This is a genomic window from Micromonospora sp. D93 (assembly GCF_018070365.1).
GTDB lineage: Bacteria > Actinomycetota > Actinomycetes > Mycobacteriales > Micromonosporaceae > Micromonospora > Micromonospora ureilytica.
In genome coordinates this window covers 60,418-84,872 of record NZ_JAGPXW010000024.1, presented here as the reverse complement: position 1 = coordinate 84,872, position 24,455 = coordinate 60,418, and the positions used below count along the sequence as shown (strand labels likewise).

Sequence of the window (24,455 nt, the reverse complement as noted above, 5' to 3'; positions counted from 1 at the left end):
CCCGTCAGGGTTCCCCGTCCACGGCATTGGCCGTCACCTCCGTTGGGCCGCTAATCCGGCCCGAACTGATTGAACGTGATAGTTGGTGGTTCGCAACGGCCTGTCGGTGACTTACGGACGACGGCAGTAACGTTCGCTGTCGACGTGACACGCCCGATCTCGTGATCCGATCCGCTTCCCGTAACCGGCTGGCCGTTTCGCGAACGAGGGATCGCGCGAGGGTTCTCCAGCAGGCCACAATCGAGACGGATCAGGTCGCACGCCAGGGCCCCACTGCTGCGGTCTTCCGTGCGAGCGGGATGACTGTGGCTTTGTGGTTACACGTTTCTCGTGACGAACTTGTCGGGTTCTTGACTCTCCAGCAGATGCAGCGGTCTCGTTCACCAGCCCTAGCCTCTGCGTGTCCGAGCCACTCACCCTGGCCCGGCCCATTCGGCCGGCCGATCGGGGTCCGCGACGATGCGACCCCGGTCGGCCGGTCCCGCGCCTGTCGGAGCTTCGAATCGGCATCGGTACCGACGAGACCACCCTGACCACGTCTGCCGAGGCCCTGCATCGTTAAGGGTAGGGACAGCCTCATCACATCTCAGCCGCCCGGCCACCGCAGGTCGCCGAGCGGACGCATCCGTCGGACGCCGCCCCGCTTGGCAGCGAGGGAGCCGGGATGCGACAGGGCGTCGAGGCGTGGACTCCAGCCAGTCGGCACAGGTACGTCACCCACGATGTGTCGCAGGCACACGACGTGATCCGGCAGAGATGCGCGGGGCTGGAGCTCTGGTCGCACAGCGTCGCCGACCCGTTCACCTACCGCGAGGAGATAATCGACGTCGGGTCGATCCTGGCGACCCGGGTGCAATGCGCCATGGACGTCGAGATACATCTTGAGCCGTTGGCTGACCTGCTGATCATTGCGATGGTGAGCGGGCGGGCCGAGGCACGGGATGGCCGGAACGAGGCACGGGCAGGCCCCGGCCAGGTGCTCCTGCAGAAGCCCGGCCGTCCCCTCGTCAACATTGGCCAGCACTTCGATCTCTACAGCATCAACCTGGACTTGGCCATGGTGACCGAGGCGGCCACCGAGCGGACAGGAATCGACCCCGGCGACTTCCGATTCGAGGCGATGACGCCCGTGTCGGACGAGTTGGGCCAGTTCTGGCACCACACCGCGGCCCATATCTATCGCCTCTTCACGGGCCCTGCGGAGCCGCTACGAAGCCCGCTTGTGATCCGTGCCGCCACCGACCTGGCCGCCTCCGCCGCTCTCGCCGCCTTTCCGAACACCGCGATGACGCTGTCCTACCGGTTGGACGCCAGCCCGTTAGCGACCGGCCCGGTACGCCGCGCCGTGTCGTTCATCGAGACACATGCCGGCGAAGCGATCACCGCCACCCAGATCGCCGACGCCGCCCGCGTCACGCCCCGCGCCCTGCAAACGGCGTTCCGCCGCCACCTGGGCACCACTCCGATGGCGTACCTTCGCCGGACCCGGCTGGACCGGTCCCACCAGGACCTGCTCGACGCCGATCCGACGCAGGGGGACACGGTGACCGCGATTGCGAACCGCTGGGGCTACGTGCACGCGGGCCGGTTCGCGGCCGACTATCGGGCGGCGTACGGCCGTTCTCCCACTGTCACCCTGCACGCCTGATCCGGCCCGGGCCTGGCCCGCCTGGCCACCATGCTCGGCGCAGCCGAGCCGCCCTCGGACGGCTCGGCCCGCTCGTCGCCACGTCAGGGTGTCACCCGGGTGGCCGGGCTGTCGCCCGGCAGACCTCCCGCGTCGCGGTCCGACTCCACCGGCGGCAACGGGGTGGTCCCGAGGACACCGCCGTCCCTGGAGTACGCGGTGAGAGTGGCCGCCTGGTCCGCTGGTACCCGGGTGGTGCCGGCGTTCGACGCGTCGAGGACGACAGTGGCCGAGGGTGCGCCTCCGACCGTCACCGTGACGCGGGCCGCGTCCGGCGGGGCGATCACCCGCACCTCGCCCGTGGGGGGCCGGGCGCCGTCCTCGGTCCGGACCCGCCAGCCGATCGGTCGCCTGTCGACGCCGTCGGCCGGCAACAGCAGCCGCAGGTCGGTCCACCAGCCGGTCCGATCGTCGCCGTGCATGGCGTACGCGATCACTCCCCCGCCCGTCGGCTGCACGGTGAGCAGCGCGGCGGCCTGGCCGTGTACGCGCCCCGACCACCGCATCCGCACGGTCGTGCCGGCGGCCGGGAGGTGACTGTCCTGGAGTGCCGTCTGGACGAAGTTGCGGAGGTTGGCGTCGTCGAGCGGCGTGCCTTGGGCGGGTCGGCGAACGGCGCTGACCAGGGATTCCATCTCCGGCCCGGTCGGATCGAGTCCGACGTACGGGCCGCCGCCCAGACCGCCCTGGAAGAACACCTGGTCGTCTCGGCTGACCCGGACAACGGGTTCCTGCGACAGCGGCTCGGGAGGCAGGACGGCGAACCCGACTCCTCCTCCGTCCGCCCTGGCGATGTCCTGGTACTCCACAGTCCCCCTCGACGTGTATCGAGGGTCGCCGCTGATCGTCACTGTGGATTCCGCCGGACCGACGACGACCGCGAACCCGGCCTGGCCGGGGTATGCCTGCATCAGCGTCATCACCGGCTCGTCGTCGCCCTCGCTGTGGCCGCCGTACCGCATCTGCTGGGCATCGGCACCGGCCGGACCCACGTACCAAACAAGTGCCTCCCTGGTCAGCAGGCCGAAGCGCAGCGGCACCGCGACCAGCGCGACCCGGTGGCCCGGCTGGTCACTGCCGTAGACCAGCCGGATCCGGTCACGGTCGCCGACCTTCCATTCACCCAACGGCGCGTCGATTCTCACCGGCGAATCAGCGCTGATCCGCGCCCGGAGCGCGTCCAGCCAGGCCCGGTCCCCGGCCAGCGCGCCCCGGGGTGGCGCGTCGAGCAGCGCCCTCGGAGTGGCGGCGACCGCGAGGCCAGGTGCCCATCCGGGCAGGCGAACCACGTTGGTCTGGACCCCGACGAGCGCGACCCCGACCGCGGCGGCCAAGGCCGTCCGGATCAGCCGCGTCCGCTGGTGCCGTCGCTCGCGGCGCGCGAACCCGGGCCATGGATCCTCGGGTACGTCGACTCCGTGCGCGGCCTCCCGCAGGGCGGGACTGAGCGTCGAATTGGCGAAGTTTCCGGTCATGCCAGTTCCTCCTCGAGCCGTGCCGGGGACTGTGCGGCGGGTGGGGCGAAATCGCTTCGCAGTCGGGCCAACCCGCGCGACGCCTGGCTCTTCACCGCGCCCACGGAGCAGCCGAGAACCTTTGCGGTGTCCGCCTCGCTTAGGTCCTCGAAGTAACGCAGCACCAGCACCGCCTGCGTCCTGGGCGGTAACCGCCGTAACGCGGCGAGGAGCAGTTGCCGCTGTTCCACCTGCACGTACGCGTCATGCGTCGGCTTGCTGTCGCCGGTCAGCAGCGGCACCTCCAACGGCCGCCGTCGACGCCGCCAGGAGATCGCCGTGTTGACCATCGCCCGGCGTACGTAGACCTCGGGCGCGTCCCTGCGCAGCACCCGCCCCCAGCGCCGGTGGGTCTTCTCCAACGCCGACTGCGTCAGGTCCTCGGCTGTCCCCCGGTCACCGGTCAGCAGGTACGCCGTGCGGAGCAGCGATCCCCACTGTCGTTGGACGAACAGCCGGAACTCTTCGTCGTCCTCGTGCCGACTCACTCCACCTCCAGGTCGCGTCCACCTCGCGTCCAACTGCGGACGCAGAGTGAGACGCCACCTGCGGCCTCCGGGGTTGAGTGGAAGATCGCACGCCAGGCAGATCCGGGTCTGTCGGTGGCTACCCGGGTGGGGCGAAGATCTGGGCGCCGATCATGGTGAACGTGCCCACCGCCATGATGATCGACCCGAGCGCGGTGTGGACCGTCAGGGCCAGCACCAGCCCTACCAGCGCGACGCAGGCACCGACCACGAAAATGGCCCGCTGCCTCCGAGTCATCCGGAACCAGGTCCGTTCGCTCCTCCTCGCCATGCCAGCAGCGTTTCACGATTCACAGCACAACGCCGCGCTCGCAAGGTGTTCAAGCGGAAGGCTCAGTCCTCTGGTTGTTGACCCGTAGACGGCCCGTTTGACTCAGCCTGGCGCTCGGCCTGCCAGATGGCGTGTCCCTTGAGCAGGTATCCGATCCAGTAGATCGTGAAAAGGATCAGGAAGCAGGCGAAGAACATTCCCGAGATGATGCTCGCGAGAACGAGCGCTCCCTGGCCGTCGCTCAGCCCGTAGATCACGAAGGCGACGAGGCCCAGAAGGAAGAACAAGACCATGTAGAGCGGCAGTGTCGAACTGTCTGCCGGGTGGGACGCGCGAGGCGGCCAAGAGACGCGAGGGTCGTTGCTGATCACCTGACGAGTATCAGGGGCTCACTTGGTCGACACCAGCGATCTTCTCGTCGGGCAGGCATGCCTCTCCTGACCCCCAGCCGGGGGTCAGGAGGCCGCAGACCGCCCGCTCGGTGACGGCTGGCCACTACTGCTGGTCGGGGACGTGTGGTCGATTGGAAGCCCGATGACATCATTACCGACCATCGAACACGTCATCGAGCACGAGTCTCGCCCGCCCTGGAACATCCTCGTCCGGAAAGATCTCCGCACAGAGACTGAGGACTTGCGCCGAACTGGTCAGACCAAGGCGCTCGACCAGGAAGCGGATGTCTTCGGCATCCCGTCGACGCGCGGCGAGCACCTTCATAGCTAACAGGTGCTCCGGCGACGCCGCCAACACCCGCAGGCCCGGGTGGTCGAAGACGCGAGGAGCCATCGCGTCGCCGCCCGGCGCGACGTAGGCGCTCGCCTGCTCATTGAGCCACCAGTATGGGAGGCCAAGTTCATCGGCGACGGCCCTCGCTTCGTCGAGCACGACGCCGTGCGGCTGGAAGACAGCATCGATGTCCCGGGTCGCGCGGCGCGCGTCGTAGGCCAGCGCCATCGCAAGGCATCTTCGATCGCACTACGGTCCAGCAGCGGGTCATCGGCGCTCACGCGACGTTCAACTCCTGGGCCGCTACATAAATGCCGCGACGCCGGAACGCCGCTGGCGCGTGCACCACCGCGTCGACACGTGCGGCACGCGTGTTGAAGGGGAACCAGAACTGCCGCAGCGAGCGCGTCGCAACCCACGGCGGCGCGCCTCGCCCATCTTTTGCCGCCAAATGCTCCGCCAACGCCGCCAGGAAGACGTCCCAGTGCTCGTCACCGACTAGAGCCGGTTCCGCGTCTAGCAGACCAGCACGGTCGCCGGCCGGTTCCCATCGGTACTCCTCCAGGAACTCCGCCACCAACCGCCACCGTCGCGTCTCGTCAACCCCGACAAGCAGGGCACCAAGTCGCTCCACCGTCAGGGGCTCATAAGCCGCAGCACGATCCTTCACACCTGTGACGCTAGTACACCCGCAGGTAGATCCAGGCTCAGCCACTGCACAAGCGCGGAATCCCGCTCCACGTCGACAGCTGAGGTCGACGCGGAACGGGACCGTCGGCGGACTACCCGTCAGAACCCGTCCCATTGGCGGGCCGAGCATTTCCAGGTCTTTCCGCCATCCTGCGAGATACAGACCACGAGGATCTTGCCGAGGATGGGCAGGTTGAGGGTGAAGATGTGAGCCTTGGTCTTCGCGTACACGACGCCGGAGTTCTCGGCGATGTCGGCCAGCGCCCACCCGGGGTCCGGTCGGTCCACTGTCGCCACCCGGTGCATCGACTCGATGTCCTTGCCGTCGAGGAGCGTCCTGATCTCGTCCGCCGAGGGCTCACCGTCGCCGACCAGCGTGTCCACGGTGTACGGGCCGTCGACGGCGACGCCGTTGGCCTTCTCGAAGGCGGCCTTCGTACCGCCCACCGTGGTGCTGCCGGCGAGGTCGAGGGTGAGGATCGGCCCGCCCGTCAGGCGCGACAGCAGGCACTCCCAGATCGTTTTGCCCGAGGCGACGCACATGGTCAGGCACCACTCCCGGCCGTCGGGGGTGGACGAGGCGAAGAGCAGGGAGGTCGCCGTCCCACTGTCACCTTTGCCGTCGTACGCCCCGTCGGCGAGGTCGGCCATGGTGGCGCCGAGGACGTCCCGACTGCCCGGAATCGTGCCGACGACCTTCACACCGTCGACCTCCTTTCCGGCGGCGAGCGCTTCGAGTTGGTCGCCTGTGAGGTTCCGGCCGCCGGTGTCGACAGCCAGCACCGTGTCCAGGTCGCCGACGGGCCGGCCGGTCAGGTCCTCGAACTGTTGCAGCATCGTCCCCGGCGCGCCGGGGTGGTCGGTGACCGTCGTCCGGGCCTCACCACCCTCGGCGGCCTGAGACGGGGCGTACGACGCGGTCAGCCCGACGATCAGGGCGGTCGTGACGATGGTGGCGCGCCTGGCGATGTCCCGCAGAGTTGTCATCCTGTCCTCATCTCGGTGATCGGTGTCGGCGGGGTGGGCTACCAGCGACACGTGACGATGTCGCCGAAGTCGTTGGGGGACCCCACGTCGCAGTGGTCGTCGATCCACTCACCGATGTCGCCGAGGGTGTCCACGATCCAGGCGATCGCCGCCTTGATCGCGCCCCAGATGCTGAAGTAGACGACTGTCGTTTCGGGGGTGCCGCCGGCCTCGTCGATGACGTCCTTCGTCGACATGGCGGCATTCGGCTTCTCGATGATGTCCAGCACCCGTACCCCTGTGGTGTCCTTGCCGGCCAGCAGCGCCGCGACCTGCTCCGGGGTCCGCTCCTTGCCGTCGTCGACAGCCACGATCGCGCGGTCGATCAGCACCTCACGGCTGCCGCTGACGGCCTGGGCGATGCGGGTCATCTCGCCCACCGTGAGGTCGTTGCCGAGCGCGGGACCGGTGAACCGCCGGACCGAGGCGGTGCCGGCCGGGTTGATCTGGATCTCGTCGGCCGTGATCATGTCGTCCGCCCCGAAGGGCGCCCAGGCGAACGTCCACTTCCCGGCGACGCAGCGGAACTGGCCGTACTCCCGGCCCTCGGGCGCGGTCTCGGTGCGGAGGATCTTGCCGTGCTCGTCGACGTGCTGGACCACGCAGTCGGCGCCCTTCTGCGGCGGCTTCTCGGTCTGGGCCACGGCGGCGGAGGACATGGCCAGCACCGTCCCGCTGACCACCCCGATCACCGCGAGGCGGTGTGCCAAACGACTCATCGAACGCTCCATTCCCGATGCGGAAGAAACTGGTGTCCGAAGAGTGGCGGGCCGCGCTGAAGCGGCCCGGAAACGGCGCTGAAAGCGGGGTACGACGCTCAGTGCAGCCGCGTGGCGTCGAGCTGTTCGAGGTCGGCGCGGATCGAGTCGGCGTCGGCATCACCGAGTTCGTCGAGGATGGTCAGGGCTCGACTCCAGGCGGCACGGGTGGCGCCGAGGTCGGCGAGGGCCCGGTGGCTGCCGCCGAGATTGACGTACGTGCTCGCCTCGGCGTACCTGTCGTGGACCTGGGTGAAGAGTTCGAGGGCGTGCTCGTAGCAGGCGATCGCCCGCCGGTCGTCCCCGAGTTGGTGATGAGCGTGGCCGAGGCTGTCCCAGGTGTCGGCCTGCCCCTGGACGTCGTCGACCTCCTGCAACATCCGCAGCGCCTCGCCGCACGAGGCGAGGGCACTGTGGTAGTCGCCGAGCAACGCCTCCTGCCACCCGACCGCGTTGAGGGTGTACCCCTGCCCGGCCCGGTTTCCCGTCCCCCGGAACAGGGTCAGTGCCCGCCGGGAGTGGCGCAGCGCCTGCCGGTGCTGGCCCTGCCGCTCGGCCAGTTGACCAAGGTTGAGGCAGGTGTGCGCGCGGCCGGCGTCGTCGCCGACGTCGCTGAACAGGTCGAGTGCGCGCCGCAGGTGGTCGTCGGCCTCGTCGTACCGTCGGAGCCGGGAGCAGGCGAGACCGAGGCTGCGGTGCGCGTGGCCCTGCCCCGCCTGGTCCCCGATGCGGGACGCGGCGGCCAGCGCGATCTGTTGCGTGCCGAGCCAGTCCTGCCAGTGCCCCTGCCGGTGCAGGAAGCCGGCAAGGGTCCAGGCGAGTCGCCAGGCGTGTCCCTCGAACCCGGACCGCGCCGCGAGCGGTACCGCGGCGAGCAGGACGGGGACCTCGGCGGTGAACCAGGCCGCGGCGGCCGACCGGCTCCTGGGGCGTTCCGGCGTCACACCCGCCCGGGGTGGCGGGAGGCTGATCGCGCTGAAGTGCGGGTGCAGTGCGAGGTCGGCGGCGTGGGCGGTGTGCAGGCAGTGGTCGAGCAGCCGGTGCACGGCGTCCCGACGCTCGGCCGGCGGCTCGGTCTCGTCGGCGAGGTCGGCGGCGTACGCGCGCAGCAGGTCGTGGAACGCGTAGCGCCCGTACGTGTGCTCGGTGAAGAGGTTCGCCCGGGTCAGCTCGGTCAGCAGGGGACCGGTCGTCTGCCCGTCGGCGCCGGCCAGGCTGGCCACGGCCGGGGCGGCGACGTCCGGGCCGGGATGCAGGCTCAGCAGCCGGAACAGCCGGGCCGCTGGTGGGCTGAGCGTGCGGCACGACCAGGAGAAGACCGCCCGGACGTCGGTGGCCTCGTCGCCTGCGCGGAAGGCGTCCAGGTCGCCCAGTTCGCCGGCGACGGCGGCCAACGAGAAGTGCCGGTTGGTGGCGGCTCTGGCCGCGACGATGGCCAGGGCGATGGGCAGCCGCGCGCACCTGTCGGCGATGTCGTCGACCGCTGCGGGTTCGGCGGCGACCTGGCGCTCCCCGAGGCGGCGGACCAGCATGTCGCGGGCTTCGCCAGGGCTCAGCAGGTCGAGGGGCACCGGTTGGGCGCTTTCGGTGACGACCAACGGGATGAGCTGGTCGCGGCTGGTGACGATCGCGAGGCAGTCCGGCGAGCCGGGCAGCAACGGCCGGACCTGTTCCGCGTCGCGCGCGTTGTCGAGCACCACCAGCAGACGCTTACCGGCCACAGTCGTGCGGTACAGGCTCACCATCGTGTCCGGGTCGCTGGGCATCCGCGCCGCCGGAACGCCGAGTGCCTCCAGGAATCCGTGCAGCGCCCGCGCCGGTTCGGTAGGTGTGGCCGCCGGGTCGAAGCCGCGCAGGTTGACGTAGAGCTGCCCGTCGGGGAAGCGCGCGGCCGCGCGGTGCGCCCAGTGCACGGCAAACGCGGTCTTGCCGACGCCGGCGGTCCCGGACACCACGACCGCGCCGCCCCGGTCGACGAGCGCGTCGAGGGCGGCGATCTCCGCGTCACGTCCGGTGAACGTGGGTACGGGCGGAGGCAGTTGCGCCGCGACCGGCACCGCCGCGGCCGCAGCCGGGGCCGGGGCGGCGATCGCGGTGTCCTGGCGCAGGATGGCGCACTCCAGATCCCGTAGCCGCGGACCCGGGTCGATGCCGAGGTTCTCCCGCAGGTTGTCGCGCAGCCGCCGGTACGTGGCGACCGCCTCGCCCTGGCGGCCGTCGCGATACAGGGCGAGCATCAGTTGCGCGTGCAGGTGCTCGTCGAGGGGGTGCTGTCGGACGAGCCGTTCCAATCCGGGGACGAGCCCGGCGTGCTCACCGACGGACAACCGGGCCTCGGCGAGGGATCGTTCGGCCTCCAAGCGCAGGCGGGCCAGGTGTTCCGCCTGCTCCTCAAGCCAGGCGGACCCGGCCACGTCGGCCAACGGTGGGCCCCGCCACAGCGCCACAGCGGCCGTCAGGTGCTTCACCTGCTCGTTGGGGTCCGTCGAGCGCCGGGCCAGCTCGATGAGGCGCTCGGCGGCCTGGACATCAGTGGAATCCGGCCCGGTGCCGAGCAGATAACCGGGCTGGCGCGCCACTATCGATCCGGGCTCGCCGAGCACCCCGCGCAGGTAGGAGACGTGGCGTTGCAACGTGTTCGCCGCGGTGGCCGGTAGCTGGTCGCCCCAGACCACGTCGATGAGCCGGTCGACGCTGACCACCCGGCCCGCGTGCAGCGCCAACGTCGCCAGCACCGCCTTGCGGCGCAGGCCGTTCACCGCCTGCGGACTGCCGGCGACGACCACCTCCACCGGCCCGAGCAGCCTGACGCGCACGCCCGTGCCAGCGATTGACATCACCGAATCAAACTAACGTCCCCAGCCCAGCAAACTCGATCTATTCGTCGCGTAATGGACACGATCCACGGGCACGCCGGGTGACGGTGGGCGTGACGCAGGGCCCACCGCCACCGACGCCGCTAGCCGGTGTACTTGCCGTTGCGGGTGTCCCCCTCCGCGCTGTCGTAGGACACCTTGCGGTAGCGGTGCACCGAACCCTTCTTGACCGCCTGCCAGTGGTACGCCGCCACCTCGTAGTCGTGGTGCTTGTAGTAGTCACCGAACGACTTGTAGTAGATCCGGTGCCGGGCATACCCGCCGCAGTTGGCGAGGTAGCTGTAGGAGTACATCTTCATCCCGCCGAAGTCGGACGAGTAGTACGTCTTCGACGGATGCCACACCGAGCCCGGGTTCGGGTAGCCGGGCAGCTCGGCCCAGTTGTACGAGTTCCAGTACAGGTCCCAGCAGGTCATCACCGCCGCCGCGGCCATGCCACCCGACGTCGGCACGGCGAGATCGTCGGCGACGACCACCGACGCGGCGATGGTCCGGTTGGCCAGCTCCGGTGGTGTGGGCGTGCCGGCCGGCGGCTCCGACAGCAGCTCCCGCGGCACCGGCACGGACCGGGGCGTGATGGTCAGGTAGGTCTTCAGGATGCCCTGCTTGTCGTCGTACGCCAGGGGCGCGTTGCGGCCCATCGCCCCGTCCTGACGAATGCCCCAGTCGCCGGACTCCGCGTCACGGGAGAACACCACCCGTACACCGTTCTGGTAGCCCAGCCGCGCCAGCTCGATCTCGCGGTCCACGGGCTCGTCGTCGTACACCGCTGAACTCGGCCCCCCGGCGGCGCTGGCCGGCGCGGCGTTCCACGCGGCCACCGTCGGCAGGACGACCAGCACTGCGAGCAGTGCCCGTCCCGACAGCATTCTTGCCATCACAACTCCTCATCCGATCGATCCCGAGACGCGGACCCGGACGGATCGCGTCTCTGTGTGCCGTCGCCATCCTTCGAGGCGAGGTTCAGAGCGCCGTCAAGGTGGCGTCAATCGCGCCCCTGTTTCGGTGTCGTAACGGCGACGTTCGGGTGCGCAGGCCCGCCGGGGCAGCGCCAAATGAGACATGGACCGGCTTCGACTGGAAGGCAGCCGATGAGCGCGACAGCGGATCACGGGTTGAGCCGGCGGTGCACGCTCGTGGTGGCCGCGGCCGGGTACGGCAAGACGTTCGCCGTACGAGACTGGCTGGGTGACCGCCCGGCGCGCTGGTGCGACGCGGCGGACCTCGCAGCCCTGGCGACAGCCGGGCCGGAACACCTTCTCTCGCTGAGCGCCCGGTCCTCGCCGGACCTGCCCGTCGACGAGCCGAGCTGGCTCGTCCTCGACGACGTGCCGCGACTCCCCCGCCGCCGGCTACAGGCGCTGCTGGACAGCCTCGAACACCTTCCGCCGCAGCTCAGGGTGGTTCTGGTGACCCGCCACCCGCCAACACTCTCCCGCCGGCAGTCGGGGCTGCTCGCCGAGCACGGCCCGCCGGACCTCCGGCTCTCACTCGACCAGGTGGCGTCCCTCCTCGCCGACCACGGTCTGACCGACCCGGCACTCGCGGCCCGGATCCACGCCGCGACCACCGGTTGGCCGGCACTGGTCACCCTGGCCGCACGGACGGCCGCTGCCGCCGGCACGGACTGGGATGACCTGACCGAGCCGGGTACGCCGCTGGAGTCCTGTCTGGTGCGCGACGTGTTCGCGGAGTTGGCGCCCGAGGTCCAGCGGCTGCTGCGCGACGCGGCGCACCTCGACCCGTTCCACAGGGACCTGGCCCGCGTGCTCGGGCACCGACACGGAGTTCACTGGCTGGACCAGCTGACCCGCGCCGGCATCCTCCTCCCCACGACGACCGACGGGCACGAATACCGGATGGTGCCGGTCGTCGCCAGCGTCGCCCGCCGCCGGTTCCCGTTGACCCCGGCGGGGACGCAACGCCTGCACGCGAGAGCGGCACAGTGGTACGCCGAGCACGGGTTCCTCGTCGCGGCCCTGCGGTCGTACCAGGAATCGGGTGTCACCGAGGCCGCGGCGCGGATCCTCGCCGACCACGGCGCGGCGCTGCTCGCCGCGGGCGGCGCCGAGGCCGTCGTCGACGCCTTCCAGTCCCTGCCCGAGCACGCCCGGTCCGACGACCTGCGGCTGCTCTACGGAGAGGCACAGCAGATGCGCGGCGACTTCGAGCCCGCACTCGCCGCGTACGCCATGCTGGCCGACCGTCAGGAGTCCCTCGCTGCCGGGCTGGCCTGGCGGTACGGCCTCGTGCACTACCTGCGCGGCGAACCGCACTCCGCCCTGGAGGTCTTCCAACGCGGTGTGCTCGACGCGCACCCGTCCACCGACAACGCCCGACTGCTCGCCTGGACGGCCGCGGCCCAGTGGACCAGCGGAAACGCCGCGGCGTGCCAGGACAACGCCGAACGGGCCCTCGCCGCGGCGACGGCGATCGGCGGTGACGCGGCGCTCGCCGCCGCCCACACCGCGCTCGCCCTGGACGCCAAGCTTCGTGGTGACCGACCGGCAGCCGACGAGCATCACGAGAAGGCGCTGCACGCCGCCGAGGCGGCACGCGACACCGTCCAGGTGACCCGCATCCGCGCCAACCGCGCGTCCGCCCTGGTGGGCGAGGGCCGATACCTCGAAGCACTGGCGGAGGTGCGGCCCGCTGTGGAGTTGGCCCAGACCAACGGGTACGCCGCGATGCTCGCGCTGGCCCTCTGCAACGAGGGCTCGGCGCACTTCCACCTCGGTCAGCTCGCCGAGGCCACCGCGTGTTACGAACGTGCCGTACCGCTGCTTCAGCGGATGGGATCCCGCAAGGTGGCGTACCCGTTGGTGGGTATCGGCGATATCCACGCCCTGCGCGGCCGTACCAACCTGGCCCGCGCGGCGTACGAGGAGGCGTTGCGCGCCAGCGAACCCGTCAACGATCTCCAGATCCAGGTGCCGGCGCTCGCCGGACTGGCCCGCGTGCTGGCCGCCGAGGACGGCGACACCGCGTTCGCCCTGGCCCAACGCGCCGTCGAACTGGAACGCGGCCCGGACTCGGCGACCGCCCGACTCGCGCTCGGCTGGGTGGCGCTGGAGATCGGCGACCGCGCACAGGCCGCGGAGGTGGCGCTGACGGCGTCCGCAGCCGCCCGCCGGCATCGTGACCGTGCGGCGCTCGCCGAGGCGCTGGAGCTTCGCGGGGCCGCCGCCACCGACACCGACGACACCCGACGCGCCTGGCGGGAGGCGGCGGCGACCCTGCGCGACATCACGTCGGTCGTGGCCGCGGACCGACTCACGGTGCTGCTGAGCCGGCTGCCCGGGGCGGATCCTCAGGAGCGCGTCGACGCCCGGTTGGCCGCCGAACGGCTGGCCAGCGCCGGGGTGCCGCCGCCGACGCTCAGCCGGCAGGGCCCCCGCCGCCCCGCGCAGGTCACCGTCCGCACCCTCGGACGCTTCGAGGTGTACGTGGACGGCACGCAGGTGGTGGCGGCGGCCTGGCAGTCACGTAAGGCCCGCGACCTCCTCCGCATCCTCGCCGCCCGGCGTGGTCGCGCGGTGCCCCGGGAACAACTCGGCGAGATGCTGTGGCCCGCCCAGGACCCGGCCCGGGTCAGTCACCGGCTGTCCGTGGCGCTGTCCACCCTCCGCGGCGTGCTCGATCCGCAGCGCCGCAGCCCGACGGACCACTTCGTCATCGCCGCGCACCCGAGCCTCGCCCTCGACGTCGGTCACGTCGAACTCGACGTCGAGGAGTTCCGCACCGAATCGGCACACGGCCTCCGGCTGGCCGAGCAGGGCGAAACCGAAGACGCCCGCGCCGCGCTGCTCCTCGCCGAGCAGCGCTACCGGGGAGACTTCCTGGAGGACGAGCCGTACGACGACTGGTCCCGACCGACCCGCGAGGAGGCACGCCGGGTCTACCTGCGCGTGGTACGCAAGCTGGCCTCGCTCGCCCGCGACGACGGCGACATCGACGAGACCATCCGGCACCTCGGCCGCGCCCTCGAACTGGAACCCCACGACGAGGGTGTGCACGGTGAGTTCATCCGGACGCTCACCGCTGCGGGCCGGCACGGCGAGGCCGCACAGGCGTACCGACGCTACGGGGAGGCGATGTCCGCCATCGGCGTACCGGCTCGGGCGCGAGGCAGGCTGTGCGACGCACAGGGGTGGTCGTAGGCTGATGTCTCGCCCACGCGTCGTCAATGGGGAGCGCTGTGACCACACGTATCGGCACGGTGATCGTCGACCAGACCATCTCTGTCGACGGGTACTCAGCCGGGCACAACCAGACCGAGGAACGCCCGTTCGGCGACGACGGCGGTGACGGCTGGGGCCGAGGGCTGCACGCCTGGATGTTCGACGCCGCCGACGAGAACCAGGCCGAGCTCGACCTGATCAAAGCCGCCTCGGCGGTCGTCATGGGGCGCAACATGTTCGGCCCCGTGCGTGGCCCCTGGGATCGGCAGTGGAATGGCTGGTGGGGTGAGGACCCCCCGTTCCACAAGCCGGTGTTCGTGCTCACGCATCACGCGCGCGAGCCGCAGCCGATGGAGGGCGGCACGACCTTCCACTTCGTCACCGACGGAATCGAGTCGGCGCTCGCGCAGGCGCGCGCGGCGGCCGGTGACGGCGACATCCTCATCCACGGCGGCGCGACCACCATCAACCAGTACCTCGCCGCCGGCCTGGTCGACGAGCTGCGGCTGCACATCGTGCCCCTCACCCTCGGCTCCGGCGTGCGGCTGTTCGACGGTGTCCCGCCGCAGAAGCTCGAACAGGTGACGTCGCGCGCGGCAAGCTCGGTCCTGCACGTCACCTACCGCGTGCTCTCCTGAACCGACGGAGGATGCGTTGTCTGCTATCGCGTCACTGACACTGGTCCCCAGGGACAGCATCACCGAACTGGCCCGCCTGGCCCGCACATCGCCGTCGTCGTTCCACACGTACCTGGCGGAACACGGGGGCAAGGCACGGCAGGAGTACGACTGGTCCGGGTACTGCATGCTCTACGTCCTGACCTATCTGGAGGAACGTGGCATCGACCTGGAGCAGCCGGAGCTCAATGCCGAGTCGGAGGCCATCAACAGCGCCTACGGCCTGACCACGCTCGTCGCTCCCGCCCGGCGGTTGGTGGAGCAGCTCGATCCCAGCGCGCACCGCGAGGACGAGTTGGTCGCCCATTTCGAGGAGATGGGGGTGGCCTTCGAGGAGAGCGGCGTGGCCGGTCTGGACACGCTGCGGATGTTGCGCGACACCATCTCCGAACTCCGCGACGACCAGATCCTGCTGATCAACATCGGCTGAGACCGACTGGGCTCATGCCATCAGTCGAGGCAGCGGACATGGACGGCGATGTGCTGTGGCTGACCGCCGGTGTCGCGGTGCAGGACCTCGAGCTCGACCCGGTGTCGGTCCGTTGAAACGGGATCGTCCTTCTCGCCGGCCAGGCAGGTCGGGTACGTACCGCCGTGATGCAGTGTCCCGCCCACGTCCTGCCAGCTCTCGGCGATCACCGAGTAGATCGTGTCGCCGTCAAGAGGGCGGCGAGCGGTCTCGTCTTCCTCGAAGGCGACCAACCTGGTCTGCTCGTTCGACCAGGTGACCACCCCGACGAGCAGCTCCGGCCGGGCGGTGTGCGGGTCGTCGGCAAGCTTGGCCGCCCCGAAGCCGCCGACCAGCCCTACGGTGACCAGCGCCAGGGAAAGTGCGATCGTTGCGAGGCGACGACGTGGCGCGAGAACGCCCGTGCGTCGTAGCACGTCAGCGGGTGCCAGTGGCATGCCCGCAAGGTACGCGATCGGCGCCCGCCGGGCTGACCCAGAAGATCAATGGGTTGGCAGGTCTTGGCAATGGTGTGGCAGGGTGCTCGTCATGACTCAGTTCCGAAAGGTCCATGGCGCGTAGGTCGCCGGGTGCGCTGCGCGCACCGTTGAAGTCAGCCGGGCGGAATGCGGGCAAGCTCCGCCCCATCGATGGTCTGTCGAAAGGCGCGAACGCGGCGATCGTCAGGCTCGAAGGCACCCATCCGGGTTTCCTTCCAGTAGCGACCGCGCTGGACGGCTACCGTAGCGCCATTCGACGCTCGGGACGGTGGCTGGATCTAGGGGATGACTGTTCCTGTCCGGGTTGCGATGTGTTGTACCAGCGAGACGTCCTGGGCGACGCGATGCGCCGACTGCCAACGGCCGCCTCCCGCGAGTTGCGGCGTGTCGTCGACCCGTTGGACGAGGAGTTTCGCCGGAAGACTCTGCCTGACCCCCGAGCTGCCGAGTTGAGCGCGTGGCACGCGCAGGCGTGGTGGCGGCAACGGATAAGGGAACGGTGACGGCAGTAGGGTGCGCGCCGTGGGATAAGCGCGGTCACTCACCGGCCGTCAGGGCTTCGGAAAGTTGGTCTTCTCGTCGGGCGGTCTCCCAAACCGGGCGCTGGGGCTCGTCGTTGTGCACGAGGATGTCGGCGTGCCGGGTCGGGCGGGCCGTAGCGAAGTAGAGCTGCTGCGAGGGGATGTAACGCTCGCGCCAGCGTCGTTCGACGTCGGCCCGAGATGACACCCGGCGCTCTCGGATCACGGCACGATCCACTGTCTCCTCCAGTGCCGTCGACACGAAGACGCGCAGGTTCCACCGATCAAGCAGTTCCGGGCGCAGGAGGAAGACACCGTCGAAGACGAGAACGGCGTTGGCCGGGGCAGTCGTGACCGGCGGAGACAGCACGGCATCCGCGGTGCGGTCGTAGACAGCGGGTTGGAAGAGTCGATCTCCGCCCGGCCCGAGCGGATCGAGCAGGACCCGGTTCAGCGCGTCGTTGTCGTGGGTGTCGTAGTAGCAGCCTTCGGCCGAGTACTCGCCGCGCGCGTAGCGCTGCGCCCGGGGAAGGAGGAAATCGTCGATCGTGGCGCGGATGACGTCGCGCCCCTGTTCACGCAGGACGGCGGCCAACTCGTCGGCGAGGGTGGTCTTGCCGGAGGCGGGCGGTCCGTCGATGGCGACCCGCGTCGGGTGGGCGACCGTAACGGAGTCAACCGCCTCAGCCAAGCGTTCGAGCAGCTCGTCACGCGTGCCCTGGACCATGTCACCGTCCTGCCGGGTCAGGGGCGGCCGGCGTTTGTCTTGATCGTGTCGACGAACGCGTCCCAGGCGGCGGGCGCGAAGCTCAGCATTCCGGCATCGGGCGCCTTGGAGTCGCGAACGTCGACCTGGACGCGCCGGTCGCGCACCTCCACGCACTGGCCATTGCTGCCGGAACGGCTCGACGTGCGCCAGGCGTTACGTTCCATGCTTGCTCAGCTCCTTGATGAACTTGATCGACTCGGCGGGTGACATCGCCAGCGTCTTCAGATTGTCGTACGCCGCCGCCAGCCGCGCCAGGTCGCGGCTCGACTCAAGGAACAGCTCGCCAGCCAGGGTCTCGATGTAGCCCAGTGGCGGCTCGTCGCGCTCGAAGCTGAGCAGGGCGAAGCCGCTGCTGTCCGCCAAGTGGGAGCCGGCCTCGAAGCGCAGCACCTGGATCGTCACGTTCGGCAGCCGACTCAGCATGACCAGGTGATCCAGTTGCTCACGCAGCACGTCCGGGCCGCCGACCTCGGTACGTACCGACGCCTCGGACAGGATGGCGTGCATCCGCAACGGCGTGGGCTTCCGACGCAGCACCTCCTGCCGGGTCATTCGCGCGGAAACCCGCTGCTCGACGGTCTCCGGGTCGGTCTCGCGGCCGATGACGTTGACTTCGCGGGCATAGCTCTCGGTCTGCAGTAGACCGGGCACGAGCATCGGCTCAAAGTTCTTCAGCTCCACGGCCTCGATCTCGTACGCGATGTAGGTGGCGTACTTGCCACCAAGGCGCTGCCACCAGCCGTCCTCACGCAGGCCGCGCGCCTGATCGAGCAGCGAGGTCCCCGGTTCCTCGTCAATCTTGACGCCGTACGCGACCAGCAGCTCCATCACGTCGCCGACGCGAGGTCTGATCTCTCCCGACTCGATCCGGCTGATTCGAGACGGTGAGCAGGTGACGGTGTCCGCCACTCCCTCACCGGTCAGGCCCTTCGCTTCGCGGAGCTTGCGTAGCTCCCGGCCCAGTCGCCGGGAGCGCGGTGTCGCGGGCGTAAATCGAGGCATGTCATGATTCTGCACCGCGCCGCGCTCTTCGGCCCGCCCTGACTCACGTGCCCGGCGTGTCGATCATGTACATCTTCTTGCTTTGCATCACATGATGCGCAAGTCTGATGACTGTCAGCAATGAAGCGTCGTCACAGCGTGAGTCACCGGCGCGCGGCAAACTCCCGGTCCCGGCGTCGCCAGAAAGCGAGCGTGCGAATGGTTTCCGAAGTCGTATCGATCGTGTTCGGCGGCCTGGTGCCCGGGTTCCTGTGCGGGCTCCTCGCCTTCCGGGTCAAGTCGCGATGGTGCCCGCGCTGCGGGGAGTCCACCGATGCCATCCAGCCATCGCCGGAGCGGGAGCAATGAACCAGCCCAGCCGCCGCAACGGCAACGAGCCGCCAATCGGGCGGCGGATGGCAGAGCTACGCGCACGTCGGGGCATGAGCCAGCAGGTCTTCGCCGACCGGATCCGCAAGTCGAAGAGCTGGGTGGACAAGGTCGAGCGAGGAGTGCGTACCCTCGATCGGCTCTCGGTGATCGAGACGGTCGCCGCAGCCCTCGGCGTCGCCCCAGAGGTCCTGCTCGCGGGCAAGGCCCCGCGCCAGCAACTCCCCGACACCGGCGGCGACGTGGAACGACTCCGCGCGGCGCTGGCCCGCTACGACCTACCCGCCGGCGGCAAGCCAGCGCCGTCGTTGGCTCAGCTCGATGCCCAGGCGGGGTACGCGTGGAGCGCGTACCGCAACGGCCACCACCCCCAGGTGCTGCGTCTGCTGCCCGACCTGCTCTGCGATAGCCGCACGCGGGCGGGAGACACCGCGGATTTGCTGGTACGGGTGTACCGGCTCGCCGCCCAGGTGCTGGTCAAACTCGGCGAGGCGGATCTCGCCTGGCTGGCCGCCGATCGGGCGATGAGCGCCGCCTCCGGTGACCCCTGGCGCACCGGCCTCGCGGCGATCTCTCTCGCGCAGGCGCTGCGAGCCCTGCGACGAGGCCGGCTGGCGATGACGGCCGCCGTCGACGCCGTAGGCCAGTTGGATTTGGCACCGTCCCACGTCCGCCGGCCCGGCGTGATGGGGACCCTGTTGATCGAAGCGGCGCTCGGTGCCGCAGTCAGCGGGGACGCCAGCGCGGCAGGCGAAATCACCGAGCGCGCGGCTCGCCTCGCCGACGGCCAGCGTCAGCACGACTGCGACGGCATCGGGTTCGGTCCCACACCTGTCGACCTCGCCCACGCCCTGATCGCGATGTGGTTCGGTGACCACCAATCCGCCGTGAGCACTCACCAACGCGCCACCAGCGGTAACGCCTGGCATCTGCTCCCCGCCGAACACCGGGCCGCCCACCTGATCGACATCACCCACGCCTATCTGGACCTCGGCGACGTGCGTTCCGCCGGCCGGGCGCTGGTCGCCGCCGACCGCATCGCCACCTGGGAGACACGAATCCGCCCCGTGGCCCGGGCGGCGCTGACCGCTGTGTTCCGCGCCGGACCGACGGCGGCCGACGTGACTCGGTTAGCCGCCACGATGCGACTGACCCCGCAGTGAGCTTTACGCGACTGGCAGGCGGTAGCGAATCGCGCTCAGTCGGCCCGGACCGCAGGGTCTGGCCCTGCCCCATCCTGAGTCGCGCGCTGCCGTCGCCGCAGCAACACGGCTGACACCAGGTAGCCCACACCGACGACCGCCCACAGTGCGGCAAATACCCAACGCCACGGCTTGGGGTCTCCGAGGGCCACGGCCGCCCACCCAACGGCCACGAGAAGCCAGACACCTCCCCTGACGAAACTCTGCTTCGGCGTCTTGGCTGTCTGCCACCACGGGTTCTTGGCTGGCTTCATATCGGAGATCTTCGCATTCATCACGGGACCACGCCTCCCTGACCAGCCTCGGGATAGAAGATCGGTGATGACTGGTCCGGTAGCTGTTTCCCCGGTCAGCACGCCTGCCGTTGTCGGGTGGCGTCGGCGTCAGCGGGTGCTCTTGGCTGTGGTCCACGGCGAGGCCGACGATTATCGTTCCGGCTATGAACGAGCCGGCGGAGGTGACGATGCCCGTGCGCGTCCTCTCGTGGCTTGGGGTCGCGGCGGCCACCGTCATAGCGGCGGCTGCCGCGGCGGGCTTCTGGTGGTTGGCCGTGCCGCGCTTTGACGTCTGCGCGGCCGTCCTGCCCGCGCGTGCCGGCTGCCGGATCGCCGGTCGGGTGTCCACCGCGACACTCTGGACGGCTGTCGTCGTGGTGTTTTATGTGGCGACCGTCGTCGTCGCCCTCGCCCGCCCGCGTGGTCGCTGGTGGCCGTTGGCGGTGGGGATCGCGCTGCTGATCGTCGCGGCGTTGTGGGGCTACCGGGCGGTGCTGTACCAAACCTGACCCGCGGGCGGACTTCTCAGCGAGCGATAGCCGACCAGTTTGGGCCGAATTGCCTCGGGTATGCGCAGGTCATGGACATGAAGATGATGCAGCAGCAGATGATGCAGATGCTCGAAGGAATGAGCTTTCCGGCGAGCAAGCAGCAGATCATGAATCAGATGATGCAGCGTGGTGCCAGCAATGATCAGATGGAGATGATGAAGAAGATGCCAATGGACAACTTCAACTCCATGGACGACCTTATGGCCGCAGCCAGCAAGATGATGAAGATGAGTTGACCGGGTCCTCGCCGGCTTGTCGGCGAGCGTTCTACCGTAGGTCACGAACGTGGTGGGGCGGGCGGGACTCGAACCCGCGACCGAGGGATTATGAGTCCCCTGCTCTAACCGGCTGAGCTACCGCCCCGAACACCGCGCCGGATCTTATCCCGCTAGGCGGTCAGCAGCCAGCATCGAGCCGGCCGGCGCCCACGCGTGCACCAGCACGATGGGCAACAGGAATATAACAGCGTGCTCGGGTACGCCTGTCAGCCGGCGCGCAGCTCGTCCAGGACGGCGCCGGCGGCGCGCCAGCCGCTGGTGAGGGCGCCCTGGATCGATGGGCTGTCCCGGTGGTCGCCGGCCACGAACAGGCCCTCCCCCAACGCCACCGGCTTGCGCAGCCGTCCCTGCGGCGGCGGTGCGGCGGGTAGCGCCCGCGGAACGGCCACGGTGGTGAGGTGGGTCCAGTCGGCGGTGGAGCGGCCGTACAGCCGGGTCAGCTCGGCCCGGATGGTCGGCTCGGGTGGGGCATTCGGACCGACCACCGAGGTGGCGATCAGGTGCCGTCCGGCCGGCGCGTACGTCGGGGCGGCGTTGCTGAGCACCACAGTGTTGGCGACGAGTTCGCGTCGGTCGCCGTCGACGAGCAGGATCGGTTCGGTGAGCGGCGGCTCGGGGGCGCTGTGGTAGTAGGTGGTGTAGCTGTGCATGCGTACCGTCGCCAGGGCCGGCAGCAGCGCGGACGCGGCGGGCGGGTCGACGGCGACCACGACGGCCCGGCAGCGGATGTCGCCGGCCTGGGTGCGGACCCGGCCCGGGGTGACCTCCGCGACCGGGGTGTCCAGGTCGAGCAGGTCGGCGGGCAGCGGTGCGGCGATGGCCCGGGGCAGCGCGGCCATCCCTTCGGCGGGCAGGCCGATCCGGCCGCGGGCGAAGGAGCGCAGCACCATCGCCAGTACGTGGCTGGAGGTGGAGAGTTCCCGTTCGATGAACACACCGGACAGGAACGGTCGCAGCAGCTCCTCGATGATGGCGTCGGAGAGGCCGGCGCGGCGCAGCGCCGTCTCGGTGCTGGTTTCCGGCGCGGCGAGCAACCGGGATGCGGGCAGTGTGGCGCAGCCGGTGGCGAGCGCGGCGAAACGTAGCCGGTCGAGCAGGGAGCCGACGCCGGCGAGCGCGGTGCCGGGCCCACCGGTCGGTTCGCGCAGCGGGTTGACCAGCCGCAGCAGCTTGTCGCCCTTGCGGACCAGCACACCGGAGGTGAAGTACCCGAGGTTGAGCTGGTCGGTGTCGAGCAGCGTGCCGAGCCGGGGGTAGGCGGTGTTGAGCACCTGGAAGCCCCGGTCGATGAGGTGACCGTCGACCACCTCGGTGGCGACCCGGCCGCCGAGCCGACCCTCGGCCTCCACCAGCCGCCACGGCACGCCGGCGCGGTGCAGCCGGCGGGCGGCGGCGAGGCCGGCCAGGCCGCCGCCGACGATGACCACATCGGTTTCAGCCAGCACCGCGCGCCTCCCGCTCACCGTTCGCCCGGGACAACCGGCCCGGCCACCAGATCTTCGGCCCGATGTCGTACGCGAGTGCGGGCACCAGCAGCGACCGGACGATGATGGTGTCGATCAGTACCCCGATCGCGACCGCCGTACCCAACTCGACGAGCACCACGAGTGGCAGGACGGCGAGGGCGGAGAACGTCGCGGCGAGCACGATGCCGGCGGAGGTGATCACCCCGCCGGTGACGGCGAGGCCGGCGAGCACCCCGGCGCGGGTGCCTCGCTCGACCGATTCCTCGCGGACCCGGCTCATCAGGAAGATGTTGTAGTCGATGCCGAGCGCGACCAGGAAGACGAACGCGAACAGCGGGAACGACGAGTCCACGCCGGGGAAGTCGAAGACGTGCCGGAACAGCAGCGCGCAGAGGCCGAGGGTCGCCGCGAAGCTGAGCAGCACTGTGGCGATCAGCAGCAGCGGGGCGAGCAGCGCGCGCAGCAACAGGGCCAGGATGACAGCGATGACCACAAGCACCACCGGGATGATGACGTTCTGGTCGCGCTTCGCGGCGTCCGAGGTGTCCACGTTGATCGCGGTGAAGCCACCGACCACCGCGTCCGCGCCGGGCACCTGGTGTACGGCCACCCGCAGCTCGCGGATGGTCCGCTCGGCGCCGTCGCTGTCGGGTGAGTCGGTCAGGGTCGCTTCCAGCTGCACCCGCCCGTCGACGACCTTAGGGGCGGCGTTCTCCTCGGGTGGGCCGGTCTGCGGTCCGGCCGGAAGGGGGCGGACATCGGCGACGCCGGGCACGTCCTTCGCCACCTGGGCGACCTGCCGGGCGGTCTGCTCGGTGGTGAAGATGGTGGCCGGGCTGCCGGTGCCGGCCGGGTAGTGCCGGGAGATCACCTCCTGACCGTCGACCGAGTCGGTGCGCTGGGTGAACAGGTCGGACTGGCCGAGCGTGGTGGCGCCGAGCTGGGTGAGGCCGAGCGTCAGCAGGGCCAGCACGACGGCGGTGGTCAGCCAGATCGGCCGGGCGTGCCGGGCCACGAAGCCGGCGACACGGCTCCAGATGCCGTGTTCGGCCCGCGGGTCGGCCTGGTCGGCGCGGGGCCGTCGGGGCCAGAACGCCCACCGTCCGCCGAGCACCAGCAGCGCGGGCAGGAAGGTGAGCATCACCAGCAGGGTCGCGGCGATGCCGATGGCGGCGACCGGGCCGAGCGCCCGGTTGGAGTTGAGGCTGGACAGCAGCAGGCAGAGCAGGCTGACGATGACAGTGCCGCCGGACGCGATGATGGCCGGCGCGGCGCCCCTCCAGGCGGTCTTCATGGCGTCCCAGGGGCGGTCGTGCCGGTGCAGCTCCTCCCGGTAGCGAGCGATCAGCAGCAACGCGTAGTCGGTGCCGGCGCCGAAGACCAGCACGGTGAGGATGCCCTGGGCCTGCCCGTTGAGCTTGACCACGTCCGCGTCGGCGAGCAGGTAGACGAAGACCGAGGCGAGGGCGTACGACATCCCGGCGGCGAGCAGCGGGAAGATCCAGAGGACCGGGCTGCGGTAGACGATCAGCAGGATGACGAGCACCACGACCAGGGTGACAAGCAGCAGTGGCCCGTCGATGGCGGAGAAGACCTCGATCAGGTCGGCGAGCAGGCCGGCCGGGCCGGAGACGTCCACGGTGAGGCCGTCCCGGTCGCCGCCGGTGATGTCGCGGAGTTGCTCGACGACAGTGCCGATCTCCTCGCCCTCGGCGTCGTCCACAGGTACGACGACCTGGAGTGCCTGGCCGTCGTCGCTCGGGATGGGCGGGGGCAGCGGGGTGACCACGCCGGGGATCTGGGCGAAGCGGGCGGCGTCGGCGCGCACCCGTTGCCGGTCCGCGTCGGTGATTCCGGAGGGGCGCTCGTAGACGACCAGAGCCGGGATGGTCTGCCTGTCGACGAACTCGCCGGCGAGGTCCTGGGCGCGGGTCGCCTCGGCGTCGGTGGGCAGGAAGGCCGCGTTGTCGTTGGTGGCGACCTCGCTGAGGCGCCCGGCGTACGGGCCGGCCACGCCGCCGATCACCAACCAGGCCAGCACGACCGCCACCGCGATCAGCGTGGCCTTGCCGCCTCGTCCGGACATTCGCACTCGCCCCATCCTGCCGGGCAAGCAGGTCGAGGGTGGGGTGAAACGGGAT

At 70.1% G+C, this 24,455-nt stretch carries 23 protein-coding genes and 1 tRNA gene; 7 read left to right on the top strand and 17 right to left on the bottom strand.

Annotated features, from left to right (window positions below; translation table 11 throughout):
• Positions 1-664: 664 nt before the first annotated feature.
• The gene (locus KBX71_RS24065) at positions 665-1,648 is read left to right on the top strand and encodes an AraC family transcriptional regulator (protein ID WP_210820171.1); all 984 of its coding nucleotides are present in this window, start codon (positions 665-667) and stop codon (positions 1,646-1,648) included.
• 83 nt (positions 1,649-1,731) lie between these two features.
• Here the strand turns inward: KBX71_RS24065 and KBX71_RS24060 are convergent, their stop codons facing one another.
• The 10 genes from KBX71_RS24060 to KBX71_RS24015 form a co-directional block, all read right to left on the bottom strand.
• Entirely contained in the window at positions 1,732-3,162 is a 1,431-nt protein-coding gene (locus tag KBX71_RS24060; protein ID WP_210820170.1) for a hypothetical protein, read from the bottom strand.
• Positions 3,159-3,689 carry a SigE family RNA polymerase sigma factor gene (locus KBX71_RS24055; RefSeq protein ID WP_210820169.1) on the bottom strand — a complete coding sequence of 177 codons (531 nt, stop codon included), beginning with the start codon at positions 3,687-3,689 and terminating at the stop codon, positions 3,159-3,161. Before KBX71_RS24055 ends, KBX71_RS24060 begins: the two co-directional genes overlap by 4 nt.
• 118 nt (positions 3,690-3,807) lie before the next feature.
• On the bottom strand, positions 3,808-3,999 hold the full coding sequence (locus KBX71_RS24050) for a hypothetical protein (protein WP_210820168.1): 192 nt from the start codon (positions 3,997-3,999) through the stop codon (positions 3,808-3,810).
• A 62-nt stretch (positions 4,000-4,061) separates the two neighbouring features.
• Positions 4,062-4,370 carry a hypothetical protein gene (locus tag KBX71_RS24045; RefSeq protein WP_210820167.1) on the bottom strand — a complete coding sequence of 103 codons (309 nt, stop codon included), beginning with the start codon at positions 4,368-4,370 and terminating at the stop codon, positions 4,062-4,064.
• A 172-nt stretch (positions 4,371-4,542) separates the two neighbouring features.
• Positions 4,543-4,953: a hypothetical protein gene (locus tag KBX71_RS24040; RefSeq protein ID WP_210820166.1), complete on the bottom strand. Its 411-nt coding sequence runs from the start codon at positions 4,951-4,953 to the stop codon at positions 4,543-4,545.
• A 49-nt stretch (positions 4,954-5,002) separates the two neighbouring features.
• Entirely contained in the window at positions 5,003-5,395 is a 393-nt protein-coding gene (locus KBX71_RS24035; protein WP_124818652.1) for a hypothetical protein, read from the bottom strand.
• Positions 5,396-5,514: 119 nt separating this feature from the next.
• Positions 5,515-6,402 carry a hypothetical protein gene (locus KBX71_RS24030; protein WP_210820165.1) on the bottom strand — a complete coding sequence of 296 codons (888 nt, stop codon included), beginning with the start codon at positions 6,400-6,402 and terminating at the stop codon, positions 5,515-5,517.
• 38 nt (positions 6,403-6,440) lie between these two features.
• The gene (locus tag KBX71_RS24025; RefSeq protein ID WP_210820164.1) at positions 6,441-7,160 is read right to left on the bottom strand and encodes a hypothetical protein; all 720 of its coding nucleotides are present in this window, start codon (positions 7,158-7,160) and stop codon (positions 6,441-6,443) included.
• Between the two features lie 98 nt (positions 7,161-7,258).
• Positions 7,259-10,036, bottom strand: a complete 2,778-nt coding sequence (locus KBX71_RS24020) for a BTAD domain-containing putative transcriptional regulator (protein WP_210820163.1) — start codon at positions 10,034-10,036, stop codon at positions 7,259-7,261.
• Positions 10,037-10,158: 122 nt separating this feature from the next.
• On the bottom strand, positions 10,159-10,953 hold the full coding sequence (locus KBX71_RS24015; RefSeq protein ID WP_210820162.1) for a hypothetical protein: 795 nt from the start codon (positions 10,951-10,953) through the stop codon (positions 10,159-10,161).
• 213 nt (positions 10,954-11,166) lie between these two features.
• On the opposite strand from KBX71_RS24015, the gene KBX71_RS24010 reads away from it, so the two are divergent.
• Genes KBX71_RS24010 through KBX71_RS24000 form a run of 3 tightly spaced genes read left to right on the top strand, consistent with a single transcriptional unit; the run spans position 11,167 to position 15,363 of the window.
• A complete protein-coding gene (locus KBX71_RS24010; protein WP_210820161.1) occupies positions 11,167-14,235 on the top strand; it encodes a BTAD domain-containing putative transcriptional regulator in 3,069 nt (1,022 codons plus the stop codon).
• A gap of 38 nt (positions 14,236-14,273) precedes the next feature.
• On the top strand, positions 14,274-14,894 hold the full coding sequence (locus tag KBX71_RS24005) for a dihydrofolate reductase family protein (RefSeq protein WP_210820160.1): 621 nt from the start codon (positions 14,274-14,276) through the stop codon (positions 14,892-14,894).
• Positions 14,895-14,910: 16 nt separating this feature from the next.
• Positions 14,911-15,363, top strand: coding sequence for a hypothetical protein (locus KBX71_RS24000; RefSeq protein WP_210820159.1), 453 nt, complete (start codon positions 14,911-14,913; stop codon positions 15,361-15,363).
• Positions 15,364-15,383: 20 nt separating this feature from the next.
• On the opposite strand, the gene KBX71_RS23995 is transcribed toward KBX71_RS24000, so the two are convergent.
• From KBX71_RS23995 to KBX71_RS23980, 4 genes are all read right to left on the bottom strand, one after another.
• Positions 15,384-15,839, bottom strand: a complete 456-nt coding sequence (locus tag KBX71_RS23995; protein ID WP_210820158.1) for a hypothetical protein — start codon at positions 15,837-15,839, stop codon at positions 15,384-15,386.
• A 579-nt stretch (positions 15,840-16,418) separates the two neighbouring features.
• Complete coding sequence (locus tag KBX71_RS23990; RefSeq protein ID WP_210820157.1) at positions 16,419-17,129, bottom strand: cytidylate kinase family protein; 711 nt, start codon at positions 17,127-17,129, stop codon at positions 16,419-16,421.
• A 17-nt stretch (positions 17,130-17,146) separates the two neighbouring features.
• Positions 17,147-17,335 (bottom strand): DUF397 domain-containing protein, encoded by a 189-nt coding sequence (locus KBX71_RS23985; RefSeq protein ID WP_196925155.1) that lies wholly within the window; start codon positions 17,333-17,335, stop codon positions 17,147-17,149.
• Positions 17,325-18,173, bottom strand: coding sequence for a helix-turn-helix transcriptional regulator (locus KBX71_RS23980; RefSeq protein WP_210820156.1), 849 nt, complete (start codon positions 18,171-18,173; stop codon positions 17,325-17,327). Before KBX71_RS23980 ends, KBX71_RS23985 begins: the two co-directional genes overlap by 11 nt.
• A gap of 344 nt (positions 18,174-18,517) precedes the next feature.
• Here KBX71_RS23980 and KBX71_RS23975 point away from each other — a divergent pair, with 344 nt between their 5' ends.
• From KBX71_RS23975 to KBX71_RS23965, 3 genes are all read left to right on the top strand, one after another.
• Entirely contained in the window at positions 18,518-19,705 is a 1,188-nt protein-coding gene (locus KBX71_RS23975) for a helix-turn-helix domain-containing protein (RefSeq protein WP_210820155.1), read from the top strand.
• Between the two features lie 478 nt (positions 19,706-20,183).
• Complete coding sequence (locus tag KBX71_RS23970) at positions 20,184-20,528, top strand: hypothetical protein (RefSeq protein WP_210820154.1); 345 nt, start codon at positions 20,184-20,186, stop codon at positions 20,526-20,528.
• Between the two features lie 71 nt (positions 20,529-20,599).
• Positions 20,600-20,806 (top strand): DUF2795 domain-containing protein, encoded by a 207-nt coding sequence (locus KBX71_RS23965; RefSeq protein WP_210820153.1) that lies wholly within the window; start codon positions 20,600-20,602, stop codon positions 20,804-20,806.
• 50 nt (positions 20,807-20,856) lie between these two features.
• Here KBX71_RS23965 and KBX71_RS23960 read toward each other — a convergent pair.
• From KBX71_RS23960 to KBX71_RS23950, 3 genes are all read right to left on the bottom strand, one after another.
• Positions 20,857-20,933: transfer RNA gene (locus KBX71_RS23960), tRNA-Ile, on the bottom strand.
• A 121-nt stretch (positions 20,934-21,054) separates the two neighbouring features.
• The gene (locus KBX71_RS23955; protein ID WP_210820152.1) at positions 21,055-22,293 is read right to left on the bottom strand and encodes an FAD-dependent oxidoreductase; all 1,239 of its coding nucleotides are present in this window, start codon (positions 22,291-22,293) and stop codon (positions 21,055-21,057) included.
• Positions 22,283-24,400, bottom strand: coding sequence for an MMPL family transporter (locus tag KBX71_RS23950; RefSeq protein WP_210820151.1), 2,118 nt, complete (start codon positions 24,398-24,400; stop codon positions 22,283-22,285). Before KBX71_RS23950 ends, KBX71_RS23955 begins: the two co-directional genes overlap by 11 nt.
• Positions 24,401-24,455 lie beyond the last annotated feature (55 nt).